Origin of the sequence: Streptomyces sp. (assembly GCF_035563135.1) — a bacterium.
GTDB lineage: Bacteria > Actinomycetota > Actinomycetes > Streptomycetales > Streptomycetaceae > Streptomyces.
Map to the genome: position 1 here is coordinate 1 of NZ_DATMVN010000667.1, position 13,178 is coordinate 13,178.

General features: G+C 71.6%; 10 protein-coding genes and 1 pseudogene. 4 read left to right on the forward strand and 7 right to left on the reverse strand.

Annotated features, from left to right (window positions below):
* Positions 1–639: pseudogene (locus VN520_RS29755) on the forward strand (serine/threonine protein kinase); the annotation flags it as partial.
* 5 nt (positions 640–644) lie between these two features.
* On the opposite strand, the gene VN520_RS29760 reads toward VN520_RS29755, so the two are convergent.
* Positions 645–2,102, reverse strand: coding sequence for a helix-turn-helix domain-containing protein (locus VN520_RS29760; protein WP_325750052.1), 1,458 nt, complete (start codon positions 2,100–2,102; stop codon positions 645–647).
* A 368-nt stretch (positions 2,103–2,470) separates the two neighbouring features.
* Between VN520_RS29760 and dnaN the strand changes: the two genes are divergently transcribed.
* Positions 2,471–3,589 carry a DNA polymerase III subunit beta gene (gene dnaN / locus VN520_RS29765; RefSeq protein WP_325750044.1) on the forward strand — a complete coding sequence of 373 codons (1,119 nt, stop codon included), beginning with the start codon at positions 2,471–2,473 and terminating at the stop codon, positions 3,587–3,589.
* 433 nt (positions 3,590–4,022) lie between these two features.
* Here dnaN and VN520_RS29770 read toward each other — a convergent pair whose 3' ends face one another.
* On the reverse strand, positions 4,023–4,916 hold the full coding sequence (locus tag VN520_RS29770) for a glycoside hydrolase family 19 protein (protein WP_325750045.1): 894 nt from the start codon (positions 4,914–4,916) through the stop codon (positions 4,023–4,025).
* A gap of 265 nt (positions 4,917–5,181) precedes the next feature.
* Here VN520_RS29770 and VN520_RS29775 point away from each other — a divergent pair, with 265 nt between their 5' ends.
* Complete coding sequence (locus VN520_RS29775) at positions 5,182–6,735, forward strand: substrate-binding domain-containing protein (RefSeq protein ID WP_325750046.1); 1,554 nt, start codon at positions 5,182–5,184, stop codon at positions 6,733–6,735.
* A gap of 161 nt (positions 6,736–6,896) precedes the next feature.
* On the opposite strand, the gene VN520_RS29780 is transcribed toward VN520_RS29775, so the two are convergent.
* On the reverse strand, positions 6,897–8,180 hold the full coding sequence (locus tag VN520_RS29780) for an adenylosuccinate synthase (RefSeq protein ID WP_325750047.1): 1,284 nt from the start codon (positions 8,178–8,180) through the stop codon (positions 6,897–6,899).
* Between the two features lie 186 nt (positions 8,181–8,366).
* Here VN520_RS29780 and VN520_RS29785 point away from each other — a divergent pair, with 186 nt between their 5' ends.
* Positions 8,367–9,203, forward strand: a complete 837-nt coding sequence (locus tag VN520_RS29785; protein WP_325750048.1) for a diacylglycerol kinase — start codon at positions 8,367–8,369, stop codon at positions 9,201–9,203.
* A gap of 260 nt (positions 9,204–9,463) precedes the next feature.
* Here VN520_RS29785 and VN520_RS29790 read toward each other — a convergent pair whose 3' ends face one another.
* The 4 genes from VN520_RS29790 to VN520_RS29805 all read right to left on the reverse strand — a co-directional run.
* Complete coding sequence (locus tag VN520_RS29790; protein WP_325750049.1) at positions 9,464–10,669, reverse strand: cytochrome P450; 1,206 nt, start codon at positions 10,667–10,669, stop codon at positions 9,464–9,466.
* 26 nt (positions 10,670–10,695) lie between these two features.
* Positions 10,696–11,361 (reverse strand): response regulator transcription factor, encoded by a 666-nt coding sequence (locus VN520_RS29795; RefSeq protein WP_325750050.1) that lies wholly within the window; start codon positions 11,359–11,361, stop codon positions 10,696–10,698.
* The gene (locus VN520_RS29800) at positions 11,358–12,677 is read right to left on the reverse strand and encodes a sensor histidine kinase (RefSeq protein ID WP_325750051.1); all 1,320 of its coding nucleotides are present in this window, start codon (positions 12,675–12,677) and stop codon (positions 11,358–11,360) included. The genes VN520_RS29795 and VN520_RS29800 overlap by 4 nt, the downstream gene beginning before the upstream one ends.
* A 74-nt stretch (positions 12,678–12,751) precedes the next feature.
* The coding region (locus tag VN520_RS29805) for an alpha/beta hydrolase family protein (RefSeq protein ID WP_414719987.1) at positions 12,752–13,178 on the reverse strand (427 nt) is incomplete at its 5' end.

A 13,178-nucleotide genomic window follows, 5' to 3' on the forward strand; every position in this document is an offset into this window, starting at 1 on the left:
GGGTACGGCCGCGGGCCCACTCCTCCGTACGGGCCTGCCCCGGCCCGTTTCGCCCCGCCCGCACCCGAGCGCCGCCGCAGGACGGGCTCCACCCTGCTGCTGGCCGGTGTCGCGCTGCTCGTCGCGGTGGGTGCGGGGTGCGGGGTGTACGCCTTCATGCAGGGTGGGAGCGGCGGTTCCACGGCGTCCGGTACCGGGACCGTCCCGCCTTCCGCTGCCGGCGCCTCCACGGGCGGCACGCACACGGACGGCAAGGGTTCCGGCGGCGCGGGCGCGGACGGTGCCGTCCCTGCCGGGTTCCTGGGCGCCTGGTCCGGGACCGTCGAAGGCGGCGGAGGCCCTTCCACCCGCCGGCTCGTCGTCCAGCAGGGCGAGGTGGGCGACACCGTGCTGTCCCTCACCGCCGAGGGCCCTCTCGGCACCGGCGGCTCCTACCGCTGCGTCTTCCAGGCCGACCTGGACGGTGAGCCCTCCTCCGGCGGGCCCGTCCGCATCGGGTCCTCCCGGGTCACCGAGGGCGAACCGATGTCGTCGTGCGCCCCGGGTGAGCCCACCGTCCTGACGCTGCTGCCCGACGGCACCCTGCGCCGTGAGGGCACGGTCACCGGCAAGAGCCTGACGTACACGAAGACGGGCTGAGCGGCTCACGCCGCGAGGTCCACCGCCCGGAACGCGAGCCACAGGTCGTAACGCGCGCTCGGTGTCCGGAGCAGCGACCGGGACAACAGGGCTTCGAGCCGGATGAGGCGTTTGCGCGCGCCGGGCACGGAGATGCCCAGTTCGGCGGCTGCCGGGCTCAGTTGCGCCTCGCAGCGCAGCCACGTCCGCAGGGTCTCCTCGCCCATGAGGCCGGCCCGGTCCAGGAGCCGCAGCTGCTGGACGGCCCAGTTCCGGACGCCGGGGGAGCGCAGAACCGTGTCGAGGTCCTCGGACGCCGCGGGGTCCTCGGGGCGGGCGCGGTGCAGGGCCGGGGTGGCCCTGATCCGCAGGGCCAGGTCGACGGCCGCCTGGTCCGCGAGCCGGTTGAGGTCCAGGCCGAGGAGTTCGCCGACGAGCTTCAGCCGGGCGGCCAGGGTGTTGCGGTGGATCTTCAGGTGCTGGGTGGCGTGGGAGGAGAACGCCAGCCAGGACGCGACGGTCGCGGACAGCTCCTGGCTGCCCGGGTCCTGCGAGCGGCGCGGCAGATGGACGAGGAGGGGTTCGAGCAGGGCGTCGGCCCACCTCGCCCCGGCGGCGCCGACGAGCAGGGTGGGCTCCTGGGCGGCGCCGAATCCGGCGTGGCGCCCCGGTACGCCGCGGGCGACGGCGAGGGCGTGGAAGGCCTGCTGGTAGGCGGTCGCCGTGTCGGGCAGCCGCACCTCCTCGCTGACGCCCACGACGCAGTCGTCCACGAGTCCGGCGATCGCCAGGCCGAGGGTACGGCCGCTCGCAGGTCCCTCCGCTTCCGCTTCTTCGTCCGCCGGCGCGATCAGGATCAGATGACGGGCGTACACCGGGCAGCGCACGATCCAGGTACGGCCGCCGGAGACGTCCGCGCAGATCCGGGCCACCTCGTCGCGCTGTCCGCCGGAGCACTCGACGACGCACACGCGTACGGGGTCGGGGAGTTTCGGCCGCAGGGCGCCGGCCACCTGGTGGGCGATGGAGAGCTGTCCCGTCATCAGCAGGTGCAGCACGGCCTCGCGGCCCCGGGACTCCGCCAGGTCCACCCGCCGCCGTTTGCGTTCGACGCTCTCCGAGGCCCAGGACAGGGAGAGCGGCATCACCGCGTCGGCCATCAGTGTGGTCAGTCCGCCGGGCAGCGGCTTGGGGGCGACGAGGGCGAGGACCGGGCCGTGCTTCTCGGACGGCCGGCCGAGGGGAAGCAGCAGCGCGGAGCACTCCTCGGTGTCGAGGGAGTACGAACCGGTCCCCCGGGCCGTCAACTCCCGGGCGGCCCGGGAGGCCAGCCCGGCCGCCTCGTGCCCCGGCCACCGGGCGTTCCCGCCCACGGCCTGGAGCACCGTGCCGTCACCGTCCAGGATCCCGGCCCAGCCCCCGGCCCGCCCGGCCAGTCCGCGCAGCAGCTCGGGTGATCCACCGGTCCGTGCGAGCCGGTACATCAGCAGTACGTCGTCGGCCCGTTCCCGCGCACGCACGTCTTTCTCCGTTCCTCCCCGGGACCGGGGTGCAGAGTACCGGCCCGGCTGTGCGGTCCGATACCCGTCGTGGGCCACACAGTGCGCATTGAAGCTCCCGGCCCACCGCCCCGCCCCTCTAGACTCCCCAGCGTGTTCCGGGGCGTTCGGGAGACGTCGGGGGACGTCGCGGCAGCCCGGCCCCGGGGGCCCGAGGACGTCGGGGGACGTCCGGACGGCACGGCGGCAGCGGCTCACGGGGGTGGTCGCTGTCGTCGGTCCGCCGCGACTGTCAGTGGTGCCGCCTAGCGTGGTTCTCGACCGTGTCGTACGCCGGACGAGAGGCCCCTGCCGTGGAGTTCCGCATGGAGCGTGGCGAACTGACCGATGCTGTCTCCCGGGCGGCTCGTGTCCTGCCCGTGCGTTCGCCCGTTCCCGTCCTCGGAGGGCTCCTCCTCGATGCGGATGCCGGCCGCTTGCGTGTGTCCGGGACGGACTTCGAGGCCTCCGTGCGCGTCGAGGCCCAGGCGCACACCGTCCGCCCCGGCAAGGCGCTGGTCATGGGCCGGCGGCTGCTCGACATCTGCAAGGTGCTGCCCGAGGGGCCCGTGGAGTGCGCGGTGGAGGGCTCTCGTCTCACGGTCACGGCGGACGGCTCGCGCTTCGGTCTCTCGGTCCTGCCTCTCGACGACTACCCCTCGCTGCCGCCGCTGCCGGAGGTCCGCGGGACGGTGGACGCGGGGGAGTTCGCCTCGGCGGTCGCGCATGTGGCGGTGGCAGCGGGGCGGGACGGCACCCTGCCGGCGCTCACCGGGATCCGGCTGGGACTCGACGGCTCCACGATGACGCTGGCGGCGACCGACCGGTACCGCTTCGCGGTGCGCGGCCTGCCGTTCAAGGCGACGGCACCGGACGTGACGGCCGATGTCCTGGTCCCGGCCCGCCGGCTGGCCGAGATCGCCCGGTCGCTCGGCAGGACCGGACAGGTCGACGTCGCCGTGGACGGCGGATCGGCCGGATTCGAGCACGCCGGGACACGTACGACGGTGCGTCTGCTGGACGGTCGGCTGCCGCGCCACGACAAGCTGTTCGCCATGACGGAGCCCGCGGTCGCGACGATGGACCGGGCGAGCCTGGTGGAGGCCGTGAAGCGGGTCTCCGTGGTCGCGGACGGCGGCAGCCCGCTGCAGATGACGTTCTCCGCCGCGCCGGACGGCTCGGTGTTGCTGCAGGCGGGATTCGAGGACGACGTGGCCTCGCAACGGCTTCCGGCGGCCCTGGACGGTACCGCCGGGATGACGGTGGCCTTCAACCCGGCGTATCTGATGGACGCCCTGTCCTCCTTCGAGGACACGACGGTCCGGCTGAAGCTGATGGGACCGGGGCAGCGCGCCATGATCACCCATGGGGAGGACCCCGGGGCAGCCACGCACCAGCACCTGCTGATGTCGGTGAAGCCGCCCCTGCTCTGACTCACCTCAGGGGTGGGCCCTGCTCGGAGGGCGGCAGGTCCTCACCCCGGAAGGTCCGCCGTCCCGCCGACTGCGGCGAGCAGCCGGACGGGGAAGTCCGGATCGGCCTGGCCCACCGTGAGCCCGAGCCACCGCGAGCCACCGCGAACCCCCGGGCACCCGCCAGACCTGCATGCTGCCCGCCGGATTGCAGAGCTGCCCCATCGGCTCCGGGGCGCTGTCCTCGCCCTCCTCCCCCGCCGGGAAGGGCACGGAAGGGCAGGGCGGGAGCAGTGTCGATCAGGGCGAGGCGTGCCCCGGTGGTCATGGGCGGGGTGCCCGCGCTGTCCGTGTCCATGGTGTGATCCTGCCGACCGCCCGTCCGTGGAAACCGACGGGGGGCGCGTCCGGCACCGGCCGGACGCGCCCCCCGTCCCCGGGTCGGGGCCGTGGTTCAGCAGCTCAGGTTCGAGCCGGGGGTGGTGCCGAGGATCTGGACGAACGCCTGGAACTTGTTGATGCGGCTCTGGACCTGGGCGGGGTTGCCGCCGTTGCACTCGATGCTGCCGTTGATCGAGCGGATCGTCTCGCCGAAGCCGGCGCCGTTCACGATGGCGTTGTGCGGCGTCATGGTGCCGGGTCCCGACTGGGTGTTCCAGTACCAGAGACCGGTCTTCCAGGCCACGGCCGCGTTCTGCTCCACCTGCCAGGGGTTGCCGAGCAGGTCGATACCGAGCGCGTCACCGGCGGCCTTGTAGTTGAAGTTCCAGCTGAGCTGGATCGGTCCGCGCCCGTAGTAGGCGGCCTGGCCGGCCGGGCAGCCGTACGGCTGGCTGGTGTCGCAGTAGTGCGGGTAGTTCGCGGTGTTCTGCTCCACGATGTGCACCAGGCCGCCGGTCTCGTGGCTGACGTTGGCGAGGAACGCCGCCGCCTCCCGCTTCTTGACCGTGTCGCTGCCGGTGTTGGCGAAGCCGGGGTAGGCGCTCAGCGCCGCTTTGAGGCCGTTGTAGGTGTAGAACGAGTTCCGGCTCGGGAACATCTGGTTGAACTGCGACTCGCTCACGACGAAGCCCGAGGGGTCCGGCTCCCCCGGGTCCGTCTCGCCGCCGGAGCCGCAACTGCCCTGGTCGGCCCAGACATCCACCGTGCCGGGCCGCTCGTTCTGGGTCCACCACTTCGCCGACCAGTTGCGCCCGTTGTACGAGGCGGAGTTGCCGCCCCAGTAGACGGCGGAGGCGCTCCAGGCCGGGGCGCAGGCAGCGGCCGACGCCGTGGAGACGGGGAGGAAGACGAACGTCGCGATGACCGCGCCCAGTGCGACGATCAGGCTCATGACACGTTTGGCCACGTGATCACTCCTTCGACGCGACGCCCGCACTGAGCGGGCGCCGCCATGGGGGGTTACGGCCACTCAAGCGTCGATGGTCTGGACCTGTCAAGGTCTAGACCAGAACTCGGCCTCTTCTCCCGCTCCTCCGACCGCACCGAGCGGCACTCTTGTTGAACGCGAGACGAACTTCACCGGAAGGAAAACGGAGGCGCACCTACCACCGGGCCCCCAGCCGTACGGTGAGCCATCCGGCACACCGCACCCACGAGGGAGCGCGAGCACCATGGGTCCGTTGTTCACCCCCGAGAACGTCATCGCCGTCCTCACCGCCCTCCTGGGCGTCGCGACCTCGGCGGGCGTGCTCTGGTACGAACGCCGCGTCCCGCGCCGCAAACGCATCGGCTACCGCGTGCAGATGGACACCCCCATAGGCAGCGAAGTCAGCCAGGGCCGGGCCAATGTGCGGCTCGGTCTCTTCAACGAGACCCCCGACATGGCCGACGCCACCCTCGTCCTGCTGCGCATCGAGAACGACGGCTCGCAGTCGATCGGCGACGAGGACTACACCGGGCGCGGTGAACTCAACGGCCTCACGGCGGAGTTCACCGGACGGACGGTCCGCGGGATCGCCGTGACCCATTCGCCGGACGCCGAGCACCTGATGGATCACTTCACCCCGGCGGCCGGCCTGCGGCACGACGGCTCGGTGATCCGGCTGCCGCGCGTCCCCCTCAACCGCAACGAGCACTTCAAGCTCCTGGTCCTGCTCACCGGTTCGCACGTGGGCGGTCCGATCAGGGTCTCCGGGGGCATCCGGGACGGTGTCGTGGCACGGAACAAGGCCGCCCGCCCCGACGAGAAGCCCCCGCTCTTCGGACCGGCGGCCAGGATCATCACCGTGGCCCTCACCACCTGCGTCGTCACACTCGCCGGGATCATCGTCGTACGGGACGACTCCCCGCCCCCGATGGACTGCGCCCAGGGCACCCTCACGGTCACCGGCTCCACCGCGTTCAAGCCGGTCATGGAGGAACTGAAGAAGAAGTACGAGGACGAGTGCGAAGGTGCCGGCATCCGCCTGGAGATCCACGGCAGCAACGCCGGTGTGCGCAAGCTCGCCGCCACCGGCCTCAAGTCCGGCTCCGACGGTTCCCCTTCCATGATCGCCCTGTCCGACGGCCCCAGGCCGGCCGCTCTCACCGAGCTGCACGAGAAGCGGGTCGCGATCTCGCTCTTCTCGCTCGTCGTCAATGACACCGTGCCGGTGAAGGACCTCTCCCTCGACCAGATCAGACGGATCTACCGCGGTGAGGTCCGTAACTGGAACGAGGTCGTCGAGGGCGGCCCCGACCTCGACATCCGGCTCGTCAGCCGGGACGCCAACTCGGGGACCCGCGAGGTGTTCCAGCGGCGCGTGCTGGGCGCCAACGAGCCCGCCACGTCCTCGCGCGACTGCATCACCAAGGACTACGCCGATGCCCCGGTCCTGCGCTGCGAACTCGACGGGACGGACCAGGTGCTGAGCGAGGTCGCCAAGCTCGACGGAGCGATCGGCTACACCGAACTGCGGGGCGGTGCGGTGCCCGAAGGCGCCCACCGGACAGCCATCGACGGCACCACGCCGTCCGTCGAGACGATCGCCACCAGCAGCTACCCGTACCGGGAGATCGAGTACGCGTACACCTACGGGTCGCCGCCCGCGAACTCCCTGGTGGCCGGATTCCTGAACTACCTGGACAACTACGGCGAGGAAATCATGCGCACCAACGGCCACCTGCCCTGCGCGACGCCGAAGGGGATGCGGCTCTGCGGGGAGGGCTGGGCCCTGCCCGGGTAGGGGCGGGGATCTGCCCAGGCAGGACCCGGGAGCAAAGGACGGCCGGAAGCAGGAGACGGCCGGAAGCGCAGGGCGGCCGGAAGCAAAGGACGGCCGGACCTTCCACGGGAGAAGGTCCGGCCGCCGTCGCGCTGCTTCCCCCGGGGGGAGCAGCAAAACCCCTACAGGAAGGAGTTGATCTCGATCGTCTCGGTGCGGCCGGGGCCGACACCGATCGCGGAGATCGGTGCGCCGGACATCTCCTCCAGCGCCTTCACGTACGCCTGCGCGTTCTTCGGCAGGTCGCCGAAGGTCTTGGCCTTCGTGATGTCCTCGGACCAGCCCGGCAGCATCTCGTAGACCGGCTTCGCGTGGTGGAAGTCGGTCTGGCTGTAGGGGAGCTCCTCGACGCGCTTGCCGTCGATCTCGTACGCCACGCACACCGGGATCTGCTCCCAGCCGGTCAGCACGTCCAGCTTGGTCAGGAAGAAGTCGGTGAGGCCGTTGACACGGGTCGCGTACCGCGCGATCGGGGCGTCGAACCAGCCGCAGCGACGGTCACGGCCGGTGGTGACACCGCGCTCGCCGCCGATCCGCCGCAGCGCCTCGCCGTCCTCGTCGAGAAGTTCCGTCGGGAAGGGTCCGGCACCGACGCGGGTGGTGTAGGCCTTGAGGATGCCGATGACCCGGCTGATCTTCGTCGGGCCCACACCGGCCCCGGTGCAGGCGCCGCCCGCGGTCGGGTTCGACGAGGTGACGAAGGGGTACGTGCCGTGGTCGACGTCCAGCAGGGTGCCCTGGCCGCCCTCGAAGAGGACGACCTTGCCCTCGTCGATGGCGTCGTTCAGGATCAGCGTCGTGTCGGCGACGTACGGCTTGATCTGCTCCGCGTACTGGAGCATCTCCTCGACGATCTTCCCGGGCTCGATCGCGCGCCGGTTGAAGACCTTGGCCAGGAGCTGGTTCTTCTGCTCCAGCGCCGCTTCGACCTTCTGCTCCAGGATCGACTCGTCGTAGAGGTCCTGGACGCGGATGCCGACCCGGTTGATCTTGTCGGCGTAGGTCGGGCCGATACCGCGCCCGGTCGTGCCGATCTTGCGCTTCCCGAGGAAGCGTTCCGTCACCTTGTCGACGGTGACGTTGTACGGAGTGATCAAATGAGCGTTGCCGCTGATCAGGAGCTTGGACGTGTCGACGCCTCGCTCGTTCAGACCGCTCAGCTCGGAGAGCAGGACCGCCGGGTCGACGACGACACCGTTACCGATGACCGGGGTACACCCCGGCGACAGGATTCCGGAGGGGAGGAGATGCAGTGCGTACTTCTGGTCGCCTACGACAACCGTGTGGCCGGCATTGTTGCCGCCCTGGTAACGCACCACATAGTCAACGGATCCACCGAGGAGGTCGGTGGCCTTCCCCTTGCCCTCGTCACCCCACTGAGCACCGAGCAGCACAAGTGCGGGCACAGGCGTACACCCCTTCCGGGCGGGGCATGTCCAAGGCCAGGGGGCGTACGTAAAGGTCGTACCTGCCGCACGACGATGTACGGCAAAGCCTGAGCCGTCGAACCGGGTGCCCCGGAATAGACGAAGCCCCTGGCGCAATAGCGCAAGGGGCTCTTGCACCAAGATGCTACCCGAGGAAGGACCGAGGTGTCGGCTGCAGAGCCCCCCGGCGACGGCGACCACCAGCTACTGGTACTCATCGATCCCCTTGCCCGCCGCTACGACGGCGAGTCCGTGCGCATCGCGAAGGACGTGCTGAGCGCCGGCGCGCACGCCAAGATCTGCCTCGCGGACAGCCCTGACGAGTTCGCCAGAGCCCTGTCCCGGCGGGGCTCCAGACGTCCGGTCGTCGTCGGTGACGACCACGCGCTGCTGCGCGCCGTGTCCCAGCTCCACCGGGAGCGGGAGCTCGCGGACAGCGCACTGGCCCTGATCCCGGTCGGCGCTGCGCACACGCTGGAACTCGCCCACGCGCTCGGCGTGCCCCGGGGCGCGGTCGCGGCGGCGCGCACGGCACTCGACGGTGCCGCCCGCCGGCTGGACCTGCTCGTCGACGACAGCGACGGAGTCGTCCTCGGCGAGCTGCGCATTCCGGCGGCCAGGCCCGCACAGGGTCCGCCCCACACGGTCTGGGACACCTGCCGCAGCCTCGTGGCCTCCCTGGTCCGCCCCGTGCCGCCCTCGCTCGCCGATCCCTCCCGGGCCCATCGGCTGCGGGTCGAGGCGGACGGGGTCCTGCTGAACGACCTGGACCGGCCGGTCGAGGACGTCTCGGTGACCGCCCAGGGCGACGGAGGGCTGGCGGACGTGGTCATCCACACGGCCTCCGGCGAGACGCACACGCTGGAGGCCAAGGCGGTCACGGTCTCCGGCCCGGACTTCCGCTACCGCGCGGACATACAGGTCGCGGGTCCTGTCAGGACCCGCACATGGACGGTCCGGGCCGGCGCCTGGGGACTGGTGCTCCCTGCGGCCGGCGCCTGAGGACCGGCGCTCCGCGCGGCGGCCACCTGAGGGACCGGTGTTCCCAGCGGTCGGCGCCTGAGGACCGGTACTCCCTGCGGCCGGCATCTGAGGGGCCGGTGTCACCTGCGGCCGGCGTCCGGGGGCCGGGCCTGCCGGCCTCAGCCCGGCGTCCTGCGGCTCTCCTGCCACCGGTCCAGGACACCGGCCACTTCCGTCTGCATGAACGCGAAGAACTCCGCCGTCTCCGCCAGCCGCGTACCGGCCGGGGTGTCCTCGCCTCAGATCTCGACCAGTAGCTCCCGCAGCCCCCTGATCACGTACCCGGAATTCCACTCCGGTTCGGCCGTCACCCGCATCCCGGGCGCCTTGCGCAGCAACTCCCCGAAGGAAGCCGCCAGTTCGAGGCGGGCCAGCGGAGCGCCCAGGCAGTAGTGGATGCCCGCGCCGAAGGAGATGTGCGGGTTGTCCTTCCGGGACAGGTCGAGCGTCTCCGCGTCGGCGAACCGCTCCGGGTCCCGGTTGGCCGAGGCGAAGAGCAGCGCGACCTGCGAACCACGCGGGATGACGGTGCCGTCGACCTCGATGTCGTCCAGGACCCACCGCGCGAACATGGGTACCGGGGTGTCATAGCGCAGCAGTTCCTCCACCGCCGTCGGCAACAGGCTGTGGTCGCCGCGCAGGGAGGCCAGTTGCCCCGGATGCCGGAAGAGCATCCACCAGCCGTTGACGGTGGCGTTGACGGTCGCCTCGTGGCCGGCGTTGAGCAGCAGCACGCAGGTGGAGACGATCTCCTGCTCGGTCAGCCGGTCCTCGTCGTCATGGGCGGCGATGAGCCCGGAGATCAGATCCGTCCCCGGGTCCGCGCGCCGTGCCCCGATCAGTTCACGCAGATAGCCCGAGAACTCGACCGACGCCTGCACGGCGGCCCACGCGGTCTCCTCCGGCGGGTTCAGCTCGAACATCCCGCAGATCGCCGCCGACCACGGCCGCAGCAGTCCCCGGTCGGCCTCCGGGACACCCAGCATCTCGGCGATCACGGCCACCGGCAGCGGCTCCGCGACCGCGCTCAGCAGATCACCGCCGCCGGCCTCGACGAAGTCGTCGACGAGCCCGGCGGCCAGCCGCTCCACGACCGGGGCGAGCGCCTCGACCCTGCGGGGCGTGAACGCCTTGGCGACCAGCCGCCGGATCCGGGTGTGGTCGGGGGCCTCCAGATCGAGGATCCCGTGCCCGTTGAGCGTGTGGAACGGTTCGTGGGCGGCCGGCGGGGCGGTGACGCCGAACTCGTCGTGGCTGAAGCGGTGCAGATACGTCCGTCCCAGCCGCCGGTCGCGCAGCAGCCCGGACACATCGGAGTGGTGCGGGATCAGCCACTGCCCCGTCGGCTCGAAGTAGTGCGCCCGGCCGGTGGCCCGCAGTGCGGCGTAGGCGGGGTACGGGTCGGCGACGAACGCCGGGGACCAGGGGTCGAAGGACACGTGCATGGGCCGACGCTATCCGGGGGGCGGCGTCATCCGGGGGTGACCAGCCGTGCCTCGTACGCGAACACGGCCGCCTGGGTGCGGTCCCGCAGCCCCAGCTTCACCAGGATGCGGCTGACGTGCGTCTTGATCGTCGACTCGGCGACCACCAGGTGCGAGGCGATCTCCAGGTTCGACAGCCCCTGCGCGATCAGCACCAGCACCTCCGTCTCCCGCTCGGTGAGATCGCCGATCCTGGCCATGGCGGGCGGCCGGGGGGCCTCGGCGATCTTCGAGAACTCGGTGATCAGCCGCCGGGTCACCGTCGGGGCGAGCAGTGCCTCGCCGGACGCCACCACCCGCACGCCCTCGGCGAGCTGCCGTGCCGAGGCGTCCTTCAGCAGGAAGCCGGAGGCTCCGGCCCGCAGCGCCTGGTACACGTACTCGTCGAGGTCGAACGTGGTCAGCACGAGCACCTTGGCGTCCGCGTCGGCGGCGACGATCTCACGGGTCGCCTCGATGCCGTTGAGCTCCGGCATCCTGATGTCCATCAGCACCACGTCGGGCCGCAGGACGGCGACCTGCGCGACCGCCTGCCGCCCGTCGACGGCCTCGCCGACGACCTCGATGCCGGGCATCGCGTTGAGCAGCACGGAGAAACCCTCGCGGACCATCATCTGGTCGTCGACGATCAGGACCCGGATGGTGTCGTTCATGCGGTGCCGCCCTTCGTGGCGGCGGCCTCGGCCGCCGGGACGGGGAGGAACACGGCGACCTCGTAGCCGCCGTCCGGTGCCGCCCCGGCCGTCATCTCCCCGTTCAGCATCGCGACCCGCTCCCGCATCCCGGTGATCCCGTGACCGGCGCCGGGCGAGGGCTTGACCAGGCCCCTGGCGGGACCGTTGACGACGCGCAGTCCCAGCCCGCCGAGCACATAGCCGATCTCCACCTTGGCGGTGGCGCCCGGCGCGTGCCGGAGCGTGTTGCTCAGCGCCTCCTGGACGATCCGGTACGCCGACAGCTCGACGCCCTGCGGAAGCTCGCGCACCGCGCCGGTGACCGTCTTCTCCGTCTCCAGCCCGGCCTCCCGGACGTTGTCCAGCAGCCGGTCGATCTCGGCGAGGGTGGGCTGCGGGGCGTCCGGTGCCTCGTAGTCCTCGGCCCGTACGACGCCGAGGACCCGGCGCAGTTCGGTGAGCGCGGCGACGGCGTTCTCCCTGATGGTGACGAAGGCCTGCTCCAGCTCGGGCGGCGGGTTGTCCACCCGGTACGGGGCGGCCTCGGCCTGGATCGCGACGACGGACATGTGGTGGGCGACGACGTCGTGCAGCTCACGGGCGATGGTGGTGCGCTCCTCCAGGAGCGTGCGCCGGTCGCGTTCCACGGCGGTGACGGTGCGCTGCACGGTCACCTCGCGCTGGGCCTCACGGCGGGTCTGCACGACCGTCACGACGAGCAGGGCGAACGCCGACGTGAAGGCCATGCCGCCATTGGTCGAGGAGGGGTCGTAGGAGCCGAGGGCGGCCATGAAGAAGCCGGGGAGCAGGGTGATCACCCACATCCAGGCCGCCGTACGCGGCCTGGTCCGCGCCGCGACGACGATCAGGACGCCCAGGTGGCACACGAAGGTGTGAGGCGCCCACGGCCAGTCCCCGCTGCCCACGACGGCCGTCACCGGGACCAGGGCGATCGACGCCCAGAAGGCGAGGACGGGGCGGAGCAGCGTCATCATCAACGCGGCGGCCGGCAGGAACGCGGTGATGAGTGTCGCGATCCCGAACGGGGAGTAGGTGTTCGCCGAGAAGACGCCTCCCAGCAGGGCCATCAGCGCGACCGCGGCCACCACCGCGTGCGGGAACCAGACGGCCCGCGTCCGGATCGGCTTCGGGAGCCTCCGGATCACCGGGCCGTCCGTGCCCAGCGGCCCCATCGGACGGTATGCGAACACATCATGGAAGAGGTCCTGCCGCAGGCCGTCCATCGCCCCTGCGGCCAGCCGGAATTCCGGGCTTCTGGTCTTCGTCTCGGTCACGCTCACACGGTAGGCGTCCCCCTGCGCCCCGGTCGTCAGCAGTGATGCGGATCCTCCGCCGTCCGTCGCAAGTACTACCAGGCCAGCTGGGCGATCTCCTCGGCCACCACGGCGCAGGCGTCGGCCGACGGGTCGATCAGCGGGAAGTGCCCCACCCCGTCCAGCAGCGTCAGCCCCACCGTCTCCCCGGCCTTCGCCGCCGCCTCCACGAACGCCCGGGTGACGGCCTGCGGCACGGTGATGTCGTCCACGCCCTGGACGACGGCCGTCGCTGTCCCGGTCGGCAGCAGCAGAGCCGGATCGACGTGCGCGCTCCGCGCCTCGAAGTGCTCCTCGCCGCCCAGGAGCTGGTGCAGCGCACCCGAACAGACGTCCAGCTCCACCGCGCTCGCGAAGTCCCCGATCGGCGCCAGGGCGACCACCCCGCGCAGCGGCGGTGCGGCGGGCAGCCGCCACGGCGAACCCGCCGGCAGCACGTGGCGGGCGGCCGCCCACAGGGCG

Bases quoted from the DNA above. Each gene is read 5' to 3' on its own strand.
- VN520_RS29760 (WP_325750052.1), bottom strand. From the start codon at position 2,102: ATGTACCGGCTCGCACGGACCGGTGGATCACCCGAGCTGCTGCGCGGA.
- VN520_RS29775 (WP_325750046.1), top strand. From the start codon at position 5,182: ATGGGTCCGTTGTTCACCCCCGAGAACGTCATCGCCGTCCTCACCGCC.
- VN520_RS29790 (WP_325750049.1), bottom strand. From the start codon at position 10,669: ATGCACGTGTCCTTCGACCCCTGGTCCCCGGCGTTCGTCGCCGACCCG.
- VN520_RS29795 (WP_325750050.1), bottom strand. From the start codon at position 11,361: ATGAACGACACCATCCGGGTCCTGATCGTCGACGACCAGATGATGGTC.